This window comes from Candidatus Avedoeria danica, assembly GCA_016703025.1.
GTDB lineage: Bacteria > Chloroflexota > Anaerolineae > Epilineales > Epilineaceae > Avedoeria > Avedoeria danica.
This window is the reverse complement of sequence record JADJCV010000004.1, coordinates 2,528,534-2,549,729: the sequence shown is the minus strand read 5'-3', so window position 1 is coordinate 2,549,729 and position 21,196 is coordinate 2,528,534. Positions and strand designations below refer to the sequence as shown.

11 protein-coding genes are annotated in these 21,196 nt (G+C 72.0%); all 11 read left to right on the top strand.

Annotated elements, in window-relative coordinates; all coding sequences use genetic code 11:
* Positions 1-170: 170 nt before the first annotated feature.
* The 11 genes from IPG72_13130 to IPG72_13080 all read left to right on the top strand — a co-directional run bounded on the left by IPG72_13130 (position 171) and on the right by IPG72_13080 (position 21,156).
* Positions 171-7,688 carry a DUF11 domain-containing protein gene (locus tag IPG72_13130; GenBank protein MBK6769926.1) on the top strand — a complete coding sequence of 2,506 codons (7,518 nt, stop codon included), beginning with the start codon at positions 171-173 and terminating at the stop codon, positions 7,686-7,688.
* 33 nt (positions 7,689-7,721) lie between these two features.
* Entirely contained in the window at positions 7,722-8,966 is a 1,245-nt protein-coding gene (gene gcvT, locus IPG72_13125; protein MBK6769925.1) for a glycine cleavage system aminomethyltransferase GcvT, read from the top strand.
* Positions 8,967-9,054: 88 nt separating this feature from the next.
* Complete coding sequence (locus IPG72_13120) at positions 9,055-9,630, top strand: GNAT family N-acetyltransferase (protein ID MBK6769924.1); 576 nt, start codon at positions 9,055-9,057, stop codon at positions 9,628-9,630.
* Between the two features lie 95 nt (positions 9,631-9,725).
* Complete coding sequence (locus IPG72_13115; protein MBK6769923.1) at positions 9,726-11,453, top strand: VWA domain-containing protein; 1,728 nt, start codon at positions 9,726-9,728, stop codon at positions 11,451-11,453.
* Between the two features lie 220 nt (positions 11,454-11,673).
* Positions 11,674-12,075 (top strand): hypothetical protein, encoded by a 402-nt coding sequence (locus IPG72_13110; GenBank protein MBK6769922.1) that lies wholly within the window; start codon positions 11,674-11,676, stop codon positions 12,073-12,075.
* A 63-nt stretch (positions 12,076-12,138) separates the two neighbouring features.
* Complete coding sequence (locus IPG72_13105) at positions 12,139-14,406, top strand: hypothetical protein (GenBank protein ID MBK6769921.1); 2,268 nt, start codon at positions 12,139-12,141, stop codon at positions 14,404-14,406.
* Between the two features lie 66 nt (positions 14,407-14,472).
* A complete protein-coding gene (locus IPG72_13100) occupies positions 14,473-15,816 on the top strand; it encodes a hypothetical protein (protein MBK6769920.1) in 1,344 nt (447 codons plus the stop codon).
* Positions 15,817-15,832: 16 nt separating this feature from the next.
* Positions 15,833-18,403, top strand: coding sequence for a hypothetical protein (locus IPG72_13095; GenBank protein MBK6769919.1), 2,571 nt, complete (start codon positions 15,833-15,835; stop codon positions 18,401-18,403).
* A gap of 279 nt (positions 18,404-18,682) precedes the next feature.
* The gene (locus tag IPG72_13090; protein ID MBK6769918.1) at positions 18,683-19,435 is read left to right on the top strand and encodes a YebC/PmpR family DNA-binding transcriptional regulator; all 753 of its coding nucleotides are present in this window, start codon (positions 18,683-18,685) and stop codon (positions 19,433-19,435) included.
* 21 nt (positions 19,436-19,456) lie between these two features.
* Positions 19,457-19,945, top strand: a complete 489-nt coding sequence (gene ruvC / locus IPG72_13085; protein ID MBK6769917.1) for a crossover junction endodeoxyribonuclease RuvC — start codon at positions 19,457-19,459, stop codon at positions 19,943-19,945.
* Between the two features lie 5 nt (positions 19,946-19,950).
* A complete protein-coding gene (locus tag IPG72_13080; GenBank protein MBK6769916.1) occupies positions 19,951-21,156 on the top strand; it encodes a cation:proton antiporter in 1,206 nt (401 codons plus the stop codon).
* Positions 21,157-21,196: the final 40 nt, after the last annotated feature.

Below are 21,196 nucleotides of genomic sequence, written 5' to 3'. Positions count from 1 at the left end.
AGGCGGCGTTTGCCGCCCCCGATACCACCGTGTACCATCCGTCGTCCACCCCAGGGCTGTCTTCGTTTCTGCGCTGTATTTCCCCGCCAGCCTGTTTGATCGCCCCAGCTGCATAGCCCGCCCCCTCCCCACGGGGCACGCCTGCAAGCGCTCTCGTCATGGAGTCGAGGATGTCTTGTCACCGCCGTGACCGCTCCCCCCGCCCTGTGGACGCTTCCCCAAGCATCGTCCCGCACCACATCGTCCCAACCACTGCCGTCCCCCCCATCGCCCGCATCGCCCAATCCCTCGTCTCCGTCTTCATCGTCCTCGCGGCGATGGCGCTTGGCGTGCGCTCGGGCCAGGTGCAGGCCGCGCCCGCCCAGGCGCCGGTGGCCGCACCGGCGGCCGCCCCCGCGCAGGCCCCCCTCGCCCAGGCGTCCAACCTGTCGACGCTGCGCCTCTACGGCAACACGAGCGTTTGCTCGAACTGCAATAACCCCGGCGGCAACGGCGCCGCCTCGGCGGGCGACAACGCCGTCATCGACCCGAACACGGGCAACGTGCCGGAGGACCGGCCATACACGGACCCGCGCGGCCCGTTCAGCCCGCTGTCCGACCAGGCGCCGCCGTTCGACTACGTCACGTGGGACCCGGCCTGGATCTCGGAACGGTTGAATGACCCGGCGCTGCAGGCCGAGTGGAACTGCCTCGGCGGGCCGGACGAGATCTCGGCGGTGGCGAATATCCGCGCCGGCGGCGTGAACGGCTCCGAGAAGGTCTGGCTGCGCCACTGGTACGAGCCGACCCACTTGGACAAGGACCTGAACAGCGACGACTGCCTGACGGACAACAACAACGACGGCATCCCGGACGCGCCGGCGAACCCGCTCCCGACGAACGCCGACGAGTGGTACCCGGCGATCATGACCGAGATGACGTACATGCTGCTCGACAACGAGCTGCCCCGCGCCAACCCCACCGGCGCCAACTTGGACGACTCCGCCCCGCGGCCGGCGTGCGGTACGGCGGGACAGACGAGCATCATCTTCCCGGTCGGCACGTTCGACAACCAGCTGAACCCGGCCGGACCGCTGACCGGCCGCGGCCTTACGAGCTTGGACGCGAACTTCGACGGCACGCTCGACCAAGTCCGTGTTCACTCCGAGGTCACGCTCGCCGCCGAGCTCGGCCAGACGATCGACTTTGACGGCGACGGCCTCGTGGACAACCTGAACCCGGACGGCATCCCGCTGAACTGCGACGAGCTCGCCGTGTTCACGCTGGACACGCAGTCCGTCGGCCCCGGCCAGACTCTTCAGTTCCTGGATCACTTCGTCCGCGTTCGCACCGCCGGCAGCGGCTCGGCCACACTCGAGATCTGGTACACCGGCGACCTCGTGCCGCGCCTGATCGGCGTTCGCTCGGTCGGCGTCGGCTCGACGATCCTGGCCGGCGAGAACGGGCCCGTGTTCACCTCGATCGGCGTCGGCGGCAACAACCTCGGCACCGTGCCGGGCGGCCCGTGGTTCGTCCACGTCCTGTCCGTCGACCAGGCCGATCGCTCCGCCTCGCTCATGATCGGCCGGGCGCTCGGCGCGCCGTGCGCGTCGATGGAGAACGCGGCCAACCAGCCGAACCTCTCGGCCGGCGGCCCGTACTTCCTCAAGCGTTTCTACGTCGACGGCCACGAGTACAACGTCGTCGCGCTCATGAGCTGCAGCCCGACGACGTTCCAGTACATCACGCTGCGCGCGCCGCTGCCCAAGGTGGCGGTGACGATCGAACAGCATTCCGTCCGCCTCGAGCCGTACGCGCCCGAGGAGCCGCTCGTGCTCCCGCCGCCGTTCAACCACGAGCACACGATCCTCGAGGACGTGAACCCGCTCGACCCGTTCGACCCGTGCCCGTTCGACCCGGCCGACGGCCCGCTGCCGCGTCCCGACATCCTCTACATGGGCGGCCCGATCGGCCCCGTGCCGCCGATCATGAACGCCGAGGACCCGCTGCCGTATTTCGGCCGCTTCCCGGAGCGCCCCGTTGGCCCGTACGACAGCCAGGCCGAACTGCTCGCCACGCGCTGGTTCTACACCGAAGAGGCGACGAACCCGAGCTTCGTCGGGCAGTTGAAGGAGAAGGTCGGCGCCACGAACGACATCGCCGGGCCCGACCTCGGCGCCGTCGACCCCTTCTTCTACAACGAGCAGATCTTCACCCGGCCGTGGCACTACACCGAGTTCTACCTGCCCAACCAGCCGGACAGCGCCGGCCTTGGCTGCGATCCCGACAACTACTACGTTACCTCGGGCTTCACGACGCGCACCGCGCGCTACCGCACGTGGACGATGCCGGACGGCCCGGTCTCCAGCAACATCCCGCCGTTCCCGCCGGTCGATCTAACGACCGACCTGACGGGCACGCAGGCCATCACTGCCACCGAGCCCGTGACGGGCTACGGCGCGACGCGGCGCGTCAGCTTCCAGTACGATCCGGACGACGCGCGCAAGATGACCCTCGACGGCCGCGGTGTGCGGGTGTACGGCGGGTTCGCCGAGTGCCCGGACAGCTGTGGCTCTGTCCTCGACCGCCCCGGCATCGTCTTCGGCCCGGGCGACCTCGCGGCGATCACCGACACGTTCGGCGGGGCGAACTACCCCGTCGAGGTGCTGCCCTACACCGATCCGTTCGCCCCGTTCAACCCGCAGCACCCGCATGCGCCGGACGTCGACACTCTCACGTTCAACCCGTCCTATCTGGACGAGTTCCAGAACTTCGGCGAGGACCTGCGCTTCCTCTACCAGCAGATCTCCAACGGCGCCCAGAACGCGCGTGAGAAGGTCTACCACCGCCTGTACTACGACCCGAACTACGTCACGAAGATCCGGGAGGCCGACAACTGCGAGCGGGACCTCACGTTCCCGGCCGTCGTGCAGGAGTTCACCTACATGATGATGGACGTGTTCGACACGCCCATCGGCGTCCCGGCCGGTACGAGCCGGATCGCGTTCCCGATCGGCACGGGCGCGTCCGAGCTGCCCAAGCCCAACTCGAACGGCTCGCTGCCGGCCGGCGGCCAGTTCGGCTTCGGCCTGACGAACTTCGACGCCAACTTCGACGGTGAGCAGGAAGCGGCGGTCATCCATTCCGAGCAGACCGTCAACGACTTCTTCGACACGACGTGGCAGGCCAACCGCCCGCCGCCGCCGCCCGGCTTCCCGGTGGCGCCGCTGCCCGGCCCGATCGCCGACTTCGACGGCGACGCGCTCGTTGACGCGCTCGACGAGGACTGCACGGCCCTCAACGGCAACGAGATGGTCGTGCTCAGCGCGCAGAGCGTTGTGATCGATGTCGATCCGGCGACGGCAGAAACCGACAGTGCGATGTTCCTCGACCACCTCGGCACGCTCCAGAGCGTCAGCCCGGTCGGACTCATCACGATGCGCTTCTTCTTCACCGGCGGCTCGATCGCCAACGCCCGCCCCGAGCTGATCGGCGGCCCGCGCACGCTCCAGATCGGCGATCTCGTCATCGTCGACCGCTTCCAGACGAGCGTAACCGTGCTCAGCCCCGGCGACAGCAACTTTGGCCAAGTCGACGGCGCCTGGTTCCTGTTCGTCGAGGACGTGAACCCGACCCTCCGTCAGGCCACGGTCTCCGTCGGCCGTGCGCTCGGCCACACCTGGAGCGCGATCGACAACAATGCCAGCCAGCACGACCTGACGCCCGGCGACCCGTGGTACCTCAAGCGCTTCTACGTCGACGGCCACGAGTACAACGTCGTCGCCGTCATGACGTACTCCAGCGGCACGGCCGGGCTGTGCAACGACCTCTTCGGCTTCCTCACGATCCGCACCCCGGTGCCGAAGGGCAACTACTTCAACCCGCAGGACTCGCTCTTCCAGCAGGGCTACTTCCTCGGCGGACAGCCGGCGCTGATGAGCGTCCTGCCGCCCTTCAACGCGGCGCACACGATCGCGACAGACGTCGAGCGCATGCCGGCCAGCGAGTTTGCCGACCAAGACCGATTCGACAGCTGCGTCGGCACGCTGGCCGCGGCTGCGGCGCTGCGCGAGACGATCATCGAGGAGACGGACGAGCCGCGCCTGCTCTCCGAGCTGCGCGAAACGTACTACGACGCGGCGTCGCTGCCCGCGCTCGAGGCCGTCCGGACGCGCGACGGCTGGCAGACACATCAGACCGAGATCGTGCCGCACCACTTCACGGACATCAACGTCCCGATCGGCCAGCAGTACCTCCTGACGATGAACTGGCGCTCGCCGATCAGCCGGCTGGCGTTCTACGGCTGCACCCGCAGCGCGCCCGGTCCGTTCTCCGAGGACGACATCCCGGAGATCGACCACCAGGACATCATCGACGCTGCGGACACCTGGGCGCCGCCGTCCGGCCTTATCCCGCCGGTCAACCGCGTGAACCCGCCGGCGCCGACGGATCCCGATGTCGCCACGATCGTCCCGTACTTCGACGCCGAGTGCGATCCGGCCCTCGATGCGCGCGTCAAGATCTTCTACGACCCGGCGAACACGGATGACCCGTACGTCAACCCGGTGCCGGTGACGCTGCCGTTCGTCCGGGCGAACCTCTCCGTGACGAAGACCGCCAACAACCCGTTCCCGGTGCCGGGCGCGCTCGTCATCTACACGATCAACGTCCACAACGCCGGCCCGGACGCCGCGACGGCGGTCGTCGTCGACACGCTGGCCGACGGCCTGAACTACGTCGCCGACAGCGACACGTGCGTCCAGTCCGTGTCCGACCCGCAACAGTACACGTGCACCGTCGGTCCGATCGCCGCCGGCGGCAACGGATCGTTCACGCTCACGGCACAGGTCGACCCCAGCGTGCCGCCGGGCACCGTGCTCTCGAACGCCGTGACGGCCTACGTTTCGGGCGGCTTCGACGCGACCCCGGCCGACAATACGGACGTCGAGGACATCGAGGTGACCGACCCGACGCCGACGCCGACGAGCACGAACACGCCGACCCGGACGTCGACGCCGACGAACACGAGCACGCCGACGACCACCTCGACGCCGACGCGCACACCGACGGTCACGAGTACCTCGACGAGCACGCCGACCTTCACGCCATCGAACACCCCAACGAGCACCTCGACGAGTACCTCCACGAGCACGCAGACGAGCACTGCGACGCGAACCTCGACCTCGACGGCGACCTCAACGTCGACGCCGACGGAGACGCCGACGAACACGAGCACGCCGACCGTCACCACCACGTCGACGACCACCTCTACATCGACGGGCACGAGCACGCCGACCCAAACGGCGACCTCAACGGCGACCTCAACGGCCACGGACGGGGCGACGTCGACCTCGACGTCGACCGCGACCGCGACCTCAACGGCCACGGACGGGCCGTCGCCGACCCCGACCTCCACCGCCACGTCGACGCCCACCAGAACGTCGACGTCGACCTCGACGACGACGAGCACCGCCACATCGACCGCCACGGAGACTGCGACGACCACGTCGACCGCGACGACGACGTCGACCCCGACGACGACGTCGACGACGACGTCGACCTCGACGGCGACCGGCACTTCGACGCAAACGTCGACCCCGACCGAGACGTCGACCCCGACGAGCACCTCGACGACGACGAGCACGGCGACGGGCACGTCGACATCGACCGCCACGACAACGAGCACGGCAACGGGCACATCGACATCGACGTCGACCCCAACCGCGACATCGACGCCGACCGAGACTGCGACGACGACGAGTACCTCGACGAGCACGTCCACGTCCACCGCCACCGAAACGGCCACCGCGACGGCCACGCCGACGCAGCTGCCGAACGCCGATCTGAAGATCGACAAGGACACCCAGCTCCCCCTGCCGGACAACGGGGTGCCGTTCGACTACACGTTCACGGTATCGAACACGGGCCCGGGCACGGCGACGGGCATCTTCGTGCTCGACGTCATGTCCCCGTTCACCACGTTCGTCTCGGCGTCGGCACCGGCCGTGTGTGCCATCCTCGTCGGCAACGTCGTGAGCTGCACGCTGCCGGACGTGCCCACGGGCGGCGACGTCAGCTTCGTGATCACCGCCTTCGTCAACGCGGGCGTGCCCGAGCTGACGCAGATCTTCAACACCGTCATCGTCGGCGCCGACAACTTCGACCCGAACCCCGTCGACAACATCGACTCGGTGCTGCGGATTTCGCTCGGCGGGTCCCCGCTGGCTGCGTCCGCGGCGCAGGCGGCCGGCATCCTCCCGATCGCCCTGGCCGCGGAGGAAGCCCAGTCGGGCATGACGGCCACGCTGACGCCGCAGGACGAGGCGGCCCTGTCGTGGACGGACCGGACGCCGGTGGAGGACGCATACGTCATCGAGGCGCGTGTGTCCGACGGACCGTGGGTGCCGGTGGAGATCGTCGCCAGCACGAGCAAGGGCGGGATGGGTCAGACCGTCCGCTGGCAGTCCAAGGCACTGCCGCCGGGCCTGCCCTACCACTTCCGGATCAACGCCCGCGACAGCCGGGGTGGTCCTTGGATCCCGCTCGCGCGGACCGATGAACCGCTCATGGCGTCGGTGCTGCCGGCGGCCCGGACCGCCTGCATCGATGGCCAGCTCGTGATGGAGGGCCGTTCGAGGCACAACGGCGCCGTCTTGCGCATTGATGGCCTGCCCGTCGGCGCCAGTGAGCGGCGCGGGGCGTTCCACATCTGCGGCATGCGCTCCGGCGCACGCACCGTCAGCGCGTGGCAGAGCGGCTACCTCCCATCCGAACGCGTCGTCACGCTCAGCGAGGGCGCGGTGGCGGAGTTGCCCGACCTGGCGCTCGTCGGCGGCGACATCAACCGGGACCAGCAGATCGACATCGTCGACCTCGTCCTGGCCGGCGCCGCCGCCGGTTACGACGGTCGCACGTTCACGCCGGACCTCGACGGCGACGGCAAGGTCAGCGTCGAGGACGCCCGCGCCCTGGCCGCCCAGCTGGCCGCGAACCCGGACCGCCTCTGGTCGGACGTGAACGGCGACGCCGCGATCAACCGGACGGACCTCGTTCTGGTCGGTGCGAACCTTGACAAGACCGGCCCGACGCCATGGGGCACGACGGCCACCTCGGTGAACCCGGCCATGCTCGATCTGATGCTGCGCGGCGCGAGCAACGACGTGCGCTGGCTGCGCGAACCGCTCGACACCACCGCACCGGACGACCGCTTCGGCGTGCAGTCCACGCAACAGGACGACGGGAGCATCGCCGTCGAGATCGTCGCCACCGGCGTGCACGACCTGTACGGCGCGGACATCGTCCTGGGCTTCGACCCGGCCAAGGTGCGGGTGCTGGACGCCCAGCCGATCGTCCCCGGCGCGCAGGCCGAGCTCGGCGCCGTCTGGGGCGCGGAGAGCTTCCAGGCCGTGAACGATGCCGTCCGCGCCCGCAGCCAGTGGCGCATGGCCGCGACGCGCATCGAGCCTGCCGCCGCCATCGCGGGCGGGCGCGTCGTGCTGGCCACGCTGCGGGTCGTGCCGATCGATCCGGAAGCCGAGCCGGCGGACCTCGTAGGGGCATGGCAGCTGCAGAGCGCCCGCCTGCTCGATCGCCGCGCCCGCAACCTCGGCGCCAACGTCAGCGGCAGCACGATCCGCGTGCCGGGCCTCGACGGACGGACGATCTGGCTGCCGATCGTGGCGAACAAGGAGCGGATCGCCGGGCGGTAGGCGGGCGGACGTCTTTCGCGAAACGGACACGGTATGGGCGCACGGCTGTGCGCCCATACCGTCCGTCGCCTGATATCCGCGCGGCCGTTGCATGGTTCATTGCACGTGCCGTATCGCGGACTACAATCCGCCGCCTGCCGCCCCGAATCACCCTCAGGAGCCCACCCAGTGAAGCGCACCCCGCTCCATGCCCAGCACGTCGCGCTCGGCGCGCGGATGACCGCGTTCGGGGGTTGGGACATGCCGGTGTGGTACGCCGGCATCGCCGCCGAGCACACCGCCGTCCGCACCGCCGTCGGCCTGTTCGACGTCAGCCACATGGGCGAGTTCGTCGTGCACGGCAAGGGCGCGACGGCCGCGCTGCGCCGCCTGCTGACGAACGACTGCGCCGAACTCAAGGCGGGCGAGGCGCAGTACACGCTGCTCCCGAACGCGTCGGGCGGCACCGTCGACGATCTGCTCGTCTACCGGCTCGAGGACGAGGTCTACATCCTCGTCGTGAACGCCGGCAACATCGACAAGGACCGCGTCTGGCTGCTCGACCAGCTGCGCCGCATCGGCAGCCGCGCCAAGCTGGACGACCGCTCCGACGAGCACGGCCTGATCGCCCTGCAAGGCCCCAAGGCCGCCGACGTCTTGGCCGGCCTGACCGACCTCGACGTGCGCACGATGGCCTATTACGCGTTCGACCGCGGCCCGGTGGCCGGCCGCCAGGCGCTCGTGTCGCGCACCGGCTACACCGGCGAGGACGGCTACGAGATCATGCTGTCCAACGACGACACCCCGGCCGTCTGGGACGCGCTCCTGGCGGCCGGCGCGCCGCACGGCATCCAGCCCTGCGGCCTCGGCGCGCGCGACAGCCTGCGCCTCGAGGCGGCGATGCCGCTCTACGGGCATGAACTCGACGACGAGACGAGCGCGCTCGAGGCCGGCCTCGCGCGCTTCGTCAAGGTCGCCAAAGAGGGACTCGATGGGCCGGCCGTCGGCGCCGAGCGGCTGGCGCGCGAAGCGGCCGAAGGGGTGCCGCGCAAGCTCGTCGGTCTCGTCCTCGAGGACCGCGGCATCGCCCGCGATGGGATGGGCATCCTCGTCGACGGCCAGCCGGTCGGCCGCGTCACGAGCGGCGCGCTGACGCCCACGCTCGACCGGGCGATCGCGCTCGGCTACGTGCCGCCGGCCAACGGCGCCGTCGACACCGTCGTGGCCGTCGATATCCGCGGCCGCGCGGTGCCGGCGCGGATCGTCCGCCGTCCGTTCTACAAGCGCCCGCGCACCTGATCCCGACCCGCCGGGCCGCCCCGCCGCCTGTCCCGCACGCCGTGACCGCCTCCCGCCCCAGGCGCGACATCCGGATGCCGTGCGTCCTGTGACCCCTCCCGCGGCCCCGCCGACGCCCACCCTCCGCGGTGCGCACGTCACGCTGCGCCCGTACGGCGCCGGTTTCAGCGACGACGAGCTCCGGACACTCTACGGCTGGGCGCGCGACGACGAGGTGCTCGCGCTGGCCGGAGGGCTGCCGTTGACGCTCGATTTCGAGCACTTCAAGGCGCTGTTCCTCGCCCAGCTGCCGCGTCACAATGGTCCGCACGAGCAGCTCTTCGTGATCCTCGACGCTGAAGGCGAGCTCGTCGGCCGGGCCGGCCTCTACCGCCTCGATCCACCCCTTCATCGCGCCGAGCTCGGCATCGTCATCGGCCGGCGCGACCGCTGGGCGCAGGGCATCGGACGCGACACCGTGCGCACGCTCGTCCGATACGGCGTCGAGGACCTCGGCTTGACGCGGATCGTGCTCTTCACCTACCCCAGCAACGAACGCGCCCAACGCGCCTTCGCCAGCGCCGGCTTCCGGAAGGTGCGCACCGTGCGGCGCTTCAGTCTGGAGATGGGGGCGCACGACGTGATCGAGATGGTCTGGGAAGCTGTCGCCAACGCGTCGCAATGAGCCTTCCCGCCGCCGCGCGACGGCGGCATCATGGGGCTGCTCGTGCACGCGATGGATCCGTTGCCCCCAGGACGACGGTGCCCCGGAGACCGGACATGACCGCTTCCCAACGGCGCCCCGATGGCACCTCCGCCCGCCGCGTCCGCGCCGCCAGCGCGATCGCCGCCTTCCTCGCGCTCGCGCACCCCTCCGACGCCGCACCCCGTGCGTACGCCCAGACCCTCCTGCCGCCCGGCATCTTCGTCAGCGCCGAGGTGGCCGGCAGCAACCAGCCGTCCCGGCAGGCGGTGGCGGACCTGGCGGACGATTGGCACGCGGCGGCGCTCGCGGCCGGGCTGACGGTCGGTATCGTCGGCGACATCGACGACGCGCAGCTGCCGCTCGTCGTGCGCGGCCCGGCGGGCGAGCGCGTCACGCTCTCGCTGCGGGATGTCGTGCGCGCCGACCTGGCCCGGCCGAGCGGCGTCGGGCGGGCAGCCGGGACGCAGGGCGGAGCTGCGTCGGGGACGTCGGCGACGATGCAGGGCGGCGCGCCGAAGCCGGAGCCCCGCTACCAGGCCAAGGCGCCGTACTACAACGAGTCGGCCGGCGAGACGGACAGCCGGAACGGGCTCCTGTTCACGTTTGCGCCGCCGGCAGCCGCGTTCGGCGCCTGGTTCGGCGACGTCGAGACGCGCACGGACGGCCGCGGCACGGCGGCCGTGCTGCGGCTCATCGACGCGCGCGGCAATCGGATCGGTGTCGACGTCCGTCTCGAGCCGACGACGGCCGACCAGAGCCGCTGCGGATCGCCCGCCGACGATGCATTCGAGGGCTGCGGCAACGGCACGACGCGCTGGATCGGCTTCGGGGCGGCGCTCGGCACGCCCGTCGCCCAGATGCTCGTCGTCGTCGGCGACGACGACACGGTGGCGCAAAGCGATGACGGCAACGCCGAACACCTTTGCTTCATCGGCCCGTCCCTGGCCCTCCCCCCGCCGCCGACACCGACGGCCACGCCGACGCCGGTGCCGTCCGACACGCCGACCGCCACCGCGACGTCCTTGCCGACCGCCACACGCCCGCCCACCCGAACCCGCACGCCGACGCCGACATCGACCCCGACGGCCACCGCCACCGCCACCCCGACGGCCACCGCCACGCGCGTACCCGTGCCGATCTACCTGCCGCTCGCTCTCCGCGAGGACTGCCCGAAGCCGCGCGTCGATGTCGCGCTGGCGATCGACGTCTCGCAGAGCATGCTGCAGCTCGGCCGAGGGGGCCGCACGAAGCTCGATGCGGCCATCGAGGCGGCGCGAACGTTCGTCGGGCTGCTTCAGCTGGCGCCCGGCGCCGATGGTGCGCCCGGCGACCGCGCCGCAGTCGTCGGCTTCAACCAGCTCGCCTTCACCGCCGCCGCGCTGTCCGCGGATGCGGACGTGCTCGGTGCGGCGCTCGACGATTTGCCGCAGCGACTGGACGCCGGCACGCGGTTGGACCTGGCGCTGCGCCAAGCCGCTGCCGCCGTCACCGCGGACGGCCCGCCGTCCGCCGGCCGTGCCGACGTCGTCGTCCTCCTGACGGACGGTCTGCCGAGCGGGGTGACGACCGAAGCGGTGCTCCTCGCTGCGGCCGAGGTGCGCGCGGGCGGCGTGCGCGTCCACACCGTCGGCGTCGGCGCGCCCGGTGCGCTGGACGGTGCGCTGCTCGAGGCGATCGCCAGCGACCCGGCGCTGTACGCGTACGCCCCCGATGCCGAGGACCTCCGCCGGATCTACGCGGTGATCGCGGCGGCGATCCGCTGCCCGCCCGGGCGGCACGGGTGGTGGGCGGAAGTGCGGTGAGCCGGGCCGGCCGGAGGCGCATGCGCCTGTTGCGCCCGCGACGCGTGCGGGCTCCGCGCAGCGGATCGCCGCCACCGGGTACCGCGCCGGAGGGCAGTCGCGCTATGATCCGGTCGCGATGCCGGCCGGGGCCATCCGGCGCCGCGCCATGCGTCGAGCAGACGCGGCCGTGCGGACGTGACCGCGGGAACGACGATCGGTTGTCAGAGGAGGGTTGACGGTGAGCGGACCGGCCGAACTGTACATGGACTTCCTGAGCGGCGAGGGCTATCGCCCGACCATCGACAATGATGGCGATGTCGTCTTCAAGGTCGAGGGTGGCCTCTACTACATCGATGTCGATGCCGACGATGCGGTGTACTTTCGCGTCGTCTACCCGAACTTCTGGTCGATCGAGAACCCGGACGAGCTCCTGCGGGCCAAGGCCGCTGCCAACCACGCGACGGCGACGACGAAGGTGGCCAAGGTGTACGTCCGCCCGGACGAGACGGACACGATCGCGGCCGTCGAGATCTACGTCGATCCACCGGAGGACTTCAAGGCCGTCTTCACGCGGGCGATCGGTGCCCTGCAGCACGCCGCGAGCACGTTCCGCATGGTGATGCGCGGCGAGGCACCGTGACGACGTGCGAGGGGCCGGCCACGCTCGTGCACCGTCCGCGCGGCGGATGACGTTCGGCCCTCGATGATCCGAGCCCTCCTCGCCGCCCCGCCGGTTCTGCTCGGGATCGCCGCGCTCGTCGCCGCCTTCCCGTGGCCGCTGGCCGACCGCTTGCGCCGCCTCGCGCCGGTCGCGGCAGCGACTGCGGCGCTCGGTTCCGCGCTGTCCCTCGCCGCGCTCGGCCTGCGCGGGGCGCCGCCCGTCCGCCTCATCCTGTCGCCATGGCTCGACGGCGACGGCCCGGCGCTCGAGTCGAACGCCCTCGTGGCGATCGCGCTCACCGTGATCGGCCTGCTCGGCCTCGTCGCCGCGCTGCGGGCATTGGCCGAGGAGGGCACGGCGGCCGCGCCGCTGGCCGTCTGCGCCGCCGCCGCGCTGATGGCGTCGGCCGGCACGGAGCGGCTCGGCCTCGTGTTCGGCTGGATCGTCCTCGACGCGACACTTGCCGTCGTCGGCGGGGGCCGGCAGGGGCTGCTGGCGGGTCAGGCCGGTCTGTTCATGCTCCTTGCAGGCCTGACCGGCACGCGGCGCTTCTACCTGGAGGCCGCCAGCCTCGTCCGCGCCGGCATGTACCCGCTGTGGTGGTCCGTCCCGCGCAGCCGTCCGGCAGCGCTGTGGCAAGCGATCGGCATCCGCCTCGCGCCGACCGTGGCCGGCCTGGCGATGGCGCTGCAGGTGATCACCCCGTCGCGCTCCGAGGCCGGGATGTCGGCCGCCACGCTCGGACCAGGGCTTGTGGCGCTGACGTTCGGCGCGCTCCTGGCGTTCTTCGCCCGCGAGCGCGGCGCCGCGCTCGACTGGACCGTCACGGCACATGCCGGCCTGGCCATGCTGGCGATCGGCCTCGTCGATCCGGCCGGGCAGGCCGTCGCGTTCATCCTGATGGTCGATCTGGCCCTGATCTTCGGCGCCCGCTACGCCGCCGAGGGCCTTGGCGCCGGGCGCGCGGTCCGGCTCGTGCGCTTCGGCGCATGGGCAAGCCTCGTCGGGCTGCCGCCGACGCTCGGTTTCGTCGGCCGCTGGACGGTCTACCACCAGCTTGTCGAACGCCAAGCGTTCGGTCCGCTGATCTGGGTGATGGCGATGAGCGCGCTGCTCGTCGCGCCCGACCATCCGAACTGGCTGCCCAGCCCGCGCGCGCGCCGCGCCACCACCGCTGCCGTCGCCGTGCCGCTCGTCCTCGTCGCGCTCAGCCTCGGCCTCGGCTTGGCTTTTCGCTGGCTCGGCCCGATCGTCGCGGCCTCAGGGGGCGACGTGCCCGACCCGATGCGCCTGATCACGGCTCGGCCGAGCGTCCTTCTGCTCATCGTCGCGGGGCCGGCGATCGGCTGGCTGGCGCGTCGGCTGCAGGTACGCACCGGGATGCGCGACCGCAGCCAGCGCACGCGCCGTGCCCTGCGCCTCCGCGAGCCGATCAACGCCACCGGTCGCGTCCTCGTCCGGAGCGGCGAGCTCCTCCAGCTCAGGAGCGGGCTCGTCGCCGGGCGTCGCTCGCTGGCCCTCACGCTCCTGGCGGTCGTCGCCACAAGCGTCGCCCTCGTGGGCGGGGATGCGGCAGGCCCGGCTCCGGCTTGGCCGCCGGTTGGCCAGATCGCTCTGCTGGCGCTCGCCATCGGGATCAGCGCCACCGTGATCCTGCCCCGTGCGCCGGCGCTGACGCTCGGCGGGCTCGGCGCCGCCTACGTGCTCGGCGCCGTCGTCGTGTTCGGCGGGGACGGTGGAGCGCGGGGCGTCATCGCGGCCATCAAGCTGATCGTCGGCCTCATCGTCGTGACGATGTTGTCTCTCTCGATCCTGCAGGCGCCACTGGATCAGCAGACGGATCGGCGGACGGAACGGCGGATCGATCGGCAGATCGTGTCGACGGCGCGGCGGCTCCGGCAGGTGACGGGCACGGCCGGCCGCATGCGCAGCGATCGACTCGTGCCGGCGCTGGCACTGGCCATCGTCGCGCTCGTCGGGTTGGGCATGCAGCCCGGCGTGCTTGCGCCTTACGTCGGGGCGGGCGTCCTGCGGATCGGCATCGTCCTGGCGGGGGGCGGGGTGATCGGAACGGTCTTCGCCGGCAGCGCCCTCCAGCTGGCGGCCTCCGTGCTGCTGGCGCTGATCGGCAGCGAGGCGATCTATGCGTCGCTCGATGCCGGCCTGCTCGTGTCGGGCGGCCTGGCCGGACTCCAGCTCCTGTTCACGATCGTGGCGTCGTTCTTCATCGGCCAGTCGCCGCTGGCCGGCGGTGCGCCGAATGAGCCTGCGCGCGGCGAGGCCGCCAGCGTCCAGCCCGAGGTGGTGTGAGTTGGGCACGTGCGCGTGGTGTGGTGATCCTGCCGGCAGGCAGCCGGCGGCGCGGGTGCGCGGGGCGTGACCGGTCTGCTGCTCCTCGTGGCCACGCTGCTGCTGCCGCTCGCCGCGGCCGGCATGAGCGTCCGGCTGCGCGCGGCGCAGGCGCTCCGGATGAGCACCGTCGTTGCGCTCGTCCTGGTGGCGGCCGCGACGCTGGCCGTCGTCGACGCCACCGTGCCGTTGGTCGGCCTCCGTGCGCTCGAGATGACGCGCATCGCCCAGCTCGGCATCCAGCTCGAGGCGCTGGCGATGCTCGGCTTGGTCATGGGCCTCCACCGCGCACCGCCGGACACCGTCACACGCTGGCTGCCGGTGGCCTGGACCAGCATGGCCGGTCTGTCGGCCGCGCTCCTGGTGAACAGCCTGCCGATCGGCCTGATCGCGTTCGTTGCCGCGGCATTGCTTTGGGCGTTCGGCCTGCCCGAGGGCGAGCGCGGCGCGGCAATGGGCGCGGTTCTGCGCTACGCCGCGCTCCTGGCGCTCGTCATCCCGCTCCTGCTGTCGGCCTACCGTCTGGCCGAGCTCCGACCGGCCGCCGTGGACAAGGGCGACCTGGAGCACCTCGTCCTGGCGCTCGTCGTCCCGGCGTTCGCACTCCTGCTCGGCCTGATCCCGATGCATGCCTGGGTGCTGACCCTGGCCAGCGGCGCGCCGCGCACGATGCTCTTCGGCGTCTTGACGCTCGTCCAGACCGCCGGCTTCGCGCTCCTCCTGCGGACGCTCGAGGACCTGAAGTGGCTGACCGCCACCGCGACGGCGCCGCTCGTCTTCGGCGGCGCCGTCTCGGCCTGCCTCGGCGCATGGCTTGCCCTCTCCGCCCGCATCGAAGACCCCGACGACTGGCTCGTGTACGCCATCGTGGCCAACAGCGGCATGTTGATCGTCGGTCTCGGCACGCAGTCGCGCGCGGCGGCGCTCGGCGTCGTGCTCATGCTGTTCGCGCGGGTGCTGGCGCTCGTGCTGCTTGGCGTCGGCCGCCGTGTAACCGGCATGCTCCAGCGGGCGGCATCCGCCGTTGCGCTCCTGACGCTGGCCGGGACGCCCGGGCTGGCCGGCTTCCCCGGCTTGTGGCGAATCCTCCAGAAGTTGGCCGGCGAGGCCGGTGGAACGGCGGTGCAGGTGCCCTTCGGCACACCGGCCCATCTGGCGCTCCTCTCGGCCAGCGCGCTGCTCTTCGCCACCGCGGTCCGTCGCTGGGACGCGCCGCTCGAGGCGACCGGTGTCCCGGAAGGCCGCGATGTCGGGGGCGAGCGCGCGGTCATCGTCCTCATCGTGCTGATCGTGGCCCTCGGCATCGCGCCGCAGTTCGTGAGCGGTGCGTTCGGCCGCGCCTTGGCCGACATGTTCTTCCAGGCCGACTGAACGCCGCCGGACCACGATGCGACTGCCCGCCGCCACACCGCCGGCCGTCCAACCGCCCCGCTCCGCGCCGGGCGGGGCGGCACCGGGCCGTGGTGCACCGGGCACGATGGCACCGGGCGGTGCCCCGCCGGAGGCCGCTGGGCGGCCGCCCGCGCTCGGATGCCTCGGCGCGGCGCTCGTCGCAATCGGCGGTGTGCCGCTCGTGTCCCTGTTCACCGCCTGGACGACGCCCTACCGCACGCTGCGCGTCGGTTTCGGCCTCGGCGCGCTGCCGGTGGCGCTGGCGGCCGTCGTGGCGGGCGTCTGGCTCGTCCGCCGCCGCAACGCGCCGCTGATCGACGTGCCGTGGGGGCGGGCGCTGGCGGCGGAGGTCGGTGCCCTGGCGGCGCTGGCGCTGCTGTCGGCCGCCACCGGCAGCGATGTGCCGGGCGACTGGGGGGCAGGCGGCGGCCTCGGCTGGGCGATGCTGTTCGGCGCGCGCCGGCTGGCCGGCCAGCTGGGCGCCGTCGCACTCTGGATGCTCGTCGGCGTCGCGGCGACGCTGCTTGCGTTCTCGGGCGGCGCGGCGGTGGCCGCCTACCTGGACACCGTCGCCGGCGGGCGCGACGACGACGACGAAGACGAAGACGAGGCGGATTGGACGCCGCCCAAGCCGCCGGCGGCGGCTGGACGACAGGTGGCCCTCCCGCCGGCCGGCGGGATTCAGTCGGGCGGCGGCCCGGCGTCGAGGAGCGCGTCGCACGGAACGTTGGCCCAGCAAGCGCGAGGCACTTTGCCGGCGGAGGAGGCGAGGAGGGCGGGGTTGAGACCCGCCCCAGCGCTTCGTTCCGGTGCGGGCCAAGGGCCGTCCGTTCAGCCGACTGCGGCGCATCCGACTGCCGCGCATCCGACTGTGGCGCATCCGACGGCGGCACCGCCGACCGGCACCGGACCGTCCGCCACACCCTCCGGTCCGTCGACGAGCCCCGCCTCCCCCGCGACCCCGCCGACGGGCACCGCCGCACCGTCATCCCCCTCGCGTCCGCTGAAGGTCCGCACCGCCATGGGCTCTGCAGCCGCGGACAGCGGGATCCGCCGTGTCGTTCGCGGCGACGCGCTGCCCGAGCTCTCCCTCCTGGACGAGGCGACGGGTGTCGCGACGGACGCCGATGGCCTGCGGGCGACGGCGCGCAAGATCGAGACGACGCTCGCCTCGCTTGGCGTGCCGTCCGAGGTCGTCGACATCGAGGTCGGGCCGACGGTGACGCGGTTCGGCGTCGTGCCGGGGTACGTCGAGCGGGGCGGCGAGAAGCGGCGGGTGCCGGTGGCGCGGATCGCGCAGCTCAAACACGACCTGGCGCTGGCGCTCGCCGCGCCGACGATCCGCATCGAGGCGCCGATCCCGGGGCGGGCGATGGTCGGGATCGAGGTGCCGAACGCCGAGACGGCCGCCGTCGGGCTGCGCGCCTTGCTCCAGGACCGGACGTACCGTCAGGCGGCGCGCGACAACCCGCTGCTCATCGCGCTCGGGCGGGACGTCGCCGGCGCGGTCGCCGTCGCCGACCTGGCGCGGTTGCCGCACCTCCTGATCGCTGGCTCGACGGGCAGCGGCAAGAGCGTCGGGCTGAACACGATCCTGGCGTGCCTGCTCTTCCGGAACACGCCCGAGAGCCTCCGCCTCGTGCTCGTGGACCCGAAGCGCGTCGAGCTCTCGCGCTGGGGCAAGGCGCCGCACTTGCTGGCGCCGGCGATCACGGACGCGCCGGAGGTCGTCGGGGCGCTGCGCTGGCTGGTGGCGGAGATGGAGCGCCGCTACGAGGCGCTCGCGCGCGTCGGCGTGCGCGACCTCAAGGCCTACAACCGCGCGCTGCCCGCCGGCACGCCGCCGGAGCCCGTCATCGTCACCGTCATCGACGAGCTGGCCGACCTCATCCTCCAGCTCGGTGCCGACGTCGAACCCGAGCTCGTCCGGATCGCCCAAAAAGCGCGCGCCGTCGGCCTGCACCTGATCGTCGCCACGCAGCGCCCGTCGACCGACGTGCTGACCGGGACGATCAAGGCGAACTTCCCGGCCCGCATCGCCTTCGCCGTCGCCAGCGCCACGGACTCGCGCGTCATCCTGGACGCGCCGGGCGCCGAAGCCCTCCTCGGCCGCGGCGACATGCTCTTCCAGGCGCCCGACGCGCCGCGGCCGCGCCGGATCCAGGGCGCGTTCATCAACGACGACGAGCAGGCGCGCCTGATGGCCTTCTGGTCGTCCGGTGCCTGGCCCGCCCCCGGCCGATTGCCGCCGTGGCTCGACCTGATCCCGGGCGAGGACCCCGACGAGGACCTCTACCAGGCCGCCGTCGCCGTGGCCGAGCGCGAGTCCGGGGTGAACGCGTCGCTCCTGCAGCGGCGGCTCAAGGTGCCGTTCAGCCGGGCGAAGGAGCTGATGGAGCGGCTGGCGGGGGAGGGGTACGTGGCGTCCGCGGGGCGGCAACAGGGGGGACAACAGGGGGGACGGCCGCGCGTGTTCGGGGCGCGGGGGGGCGACGACGGGGGGGATGGCGATGGCGACGAGGAAGGCGGGGACGACGACCTGTCGTGGGTGAACGACGACACGTAGGGGCGACGCATGCGTCGCCCGTGACGTCCGCACCGCGGTGCTCGGAGCCGACCGGAACGTCCTTCGACTCCGTAGTGCGATGAGGTTTTCAAAGGGCAGCGATGAAGCCTTCATCGCTGGGACGCGCAACGTGATTCCGCGAGAAGTGAAGCTTTCATCGGAGCGTGATGAACGCTTGGCGATTCAAGCACCCGTACCAGCCTGGGCGCGCCACGCCTTGGCATCCGCCCGCCCCCACCGTAGAATCCCCCGTCGATCGTTCTTCGGGAGGTTCATGCCATGTCCGGTCACTCCAAATGGGCGAACATCAAGCACAAGAAGGAGCGCAACGACAAGGCGCGCGGCGCCGGCTTCACCAAGCTGGCACGTGCGATCACCGTTGCGGCCCGGGAAGGCGGCGGGAACCCGGATATGAACTTCAACCTGCGCTTGGCGATGGACAAGGCGCGGGCCGGCAACATGCCCAAGGACAACATCGACCGCGCGATCGCCCGCGGAACCGGTGAGGGCGGGTCGATCATCGTCGAGCGCGTGATCTACGAGGGCTATGCGATGAACGGCGTCGCCGTCCTCGTCGACTGCACGACGGACAACCGCACCCGCACGGTCGGCGAGGTCCGCAGCGTCTTCTCCCGCCATTCGTGCAGCATCGGCGAGTCCAACAGCGTCGCCTGGCAGTTCGCGCAGCGCGGCACGATCGCCATCCCGGCCGAGGGCCTCGATCCCGAGGTCGTGACGATGGCGGCGATCGACGCCGGCGCCGTCGACGTCGAGGCGGACGACGATGTCGTCACGGTCTACACCGAGGTCGAGGACTTCGCGCGCGTGAAGAATGCCCTCGCGGCTGCCGGCTACGACACCACCGAGGCCGAGCTGGCGATGATCCCTTCCGTCATGGTCGAGCTCGACGTGCCCGACACGCTCCAGATCCTGAAGTTCATCGACAAGCTCGAAAGCCTGGACGATGTCGACCGCGTTTGGTCCAACCTGAACATCAGCGACGAGGCGGCGATGGCGTTCGACGCGGCGTGAGACCCGCGTCTCCGTAGCGTTATGCGCGTCCTGGGCATCGACCCCGGCACCGCCACGACGGGCTACGCCCTCCTCGACGGCATGCCGCAGCGCCCCGACGAGATCATCCTCGTCGAACACGGCGTCATCCGCACGGCGCCGACCACGCCGATGCCCGATCGGCTGCGAGAGATCCACGCCGCCGTCGAGTCGCTGATCGTCGACCTCCGCCCGGACGTCGTCGCGATCGAGGAGCTGTTCTTCTCGTCGAACATCACGACCGGCATCACCGTCGGCCAGGCGCGCGGCGTGATCCTGCTGGCGGCGGCGCAGGCCGGGCTCGACATCGCGGAGTACAAGCCGAACGTTGTGAAGCAGGCGCTGACGGGCTACGGCGCGGCCGACAAGCGGCAGATGCAGGAGATGGTCAAGCTGCTCCTGCGGCTCAGCAGCATCCCCCGCCCGGACGACGCGGCCGACGCGGTCGCGATCGCGCTGGCGCACGTGCAGCTCGGGCGGCTTCCGCGTTGACGTCCATCCTGTTCCACGTCCTGCTCACGCTCGCCGCGATCCTCGTCGTCGGCCGCGTTTTCGGCCGGCTCCTCGCCCGCGTCGGCCAGCCGCCCGTGATCGGCGAGATCGTGGCCGGGATCGTCCTCGGGCCGTCCGTGCTCGGGGCGGCGCTCGCCGGCCGGCTCCTCCCGCCGGAAGCGGCGCCGGCGCTGGGGATCGTCGCCCAGCTCGGCGTCGTCCTCTACATGTTCCTCGTTGGTCTCGAGCTCGACCTCGGTGCGCTCCGTGGCCGGCAGCGGACGGCCGCCGGGCTCGTCGCGGCGCTGGGCACGGCCGTCCCGTTCATCCTCGGCGCCGGCTTGGCCGTGGTGCTCCACGGTCGCTTCGCCCCGTCCGGCGTCACGCTGCTGCCGTTCGCGCTGTTCCTCGGCGTGGCACTGGCCGTGACGGCCTTCCCGGTCCTCGCCCGCATCCTGGCCGATCGGGGCCTGGCGGACACCGACATCGGCCGGATCTCCCTCGGCGCGGCGGCGCTGGGCGACGTGGCGGCGTGGTGCCTGCTGGCCGTCGTCGTCGGCCTGGCGACGGCGCGGCCGGGCGAGGGACTGGCGGTCGTGGCGGGGGCGGCCGTGTTCGTCGCGGCGGTCGTCGGGCTGGTCCGCCCGGCACTGCGGGCTTGGCTGGGGCGGTCCGCCGCCGACGCGTCCGACGGCGCGGCCGTCCCTGTGCTCGTCGCGCTCGCCCTTGCCGCCGCGGCGGTGACCGAGGCGATCGGGATCCACGCCCTGTTCGGCGCCTTCGCCATCGGCGCCGTCGTGCCCCACGACGCCCCGGCCGCGCGCGCCCTGCCGCGCGCGCTGGCGCCGGCGGTCGTGGGCGTCCTGCTGCCGGCGTTCTTTGCGTCCACCGGCATGCGCACCCGCATCGACCTCGTGACGGGCGCCGACCTCTGGCTCGTCACGGCCGTCGTCATCGCCGTCGCCACCGCCGGCAAGGTGGCCGGCGCGCTGGCCGGCGCGCGGCTGGGCGGGTTGGCGTGGCGCGACGCGGCGCTGGTGGGCGCGCTGATGAACACGCGCGGGCTGATGGAGCTCATCGTCCTGGACGTCGGCCTCGCGCTCGGGATTCTGTCGCCGACGCTCTTTGCGATCCTGGTGGTGATGGCGGTGGTGACGACGGGGATGACGGGGCCGGCGGTGCGGTGGCTCCTGCGGCCGGGGGGCGTCTGAGGGCAACGATCGGCCGGGCGGCAGCGAGCGGGGCCGCCCA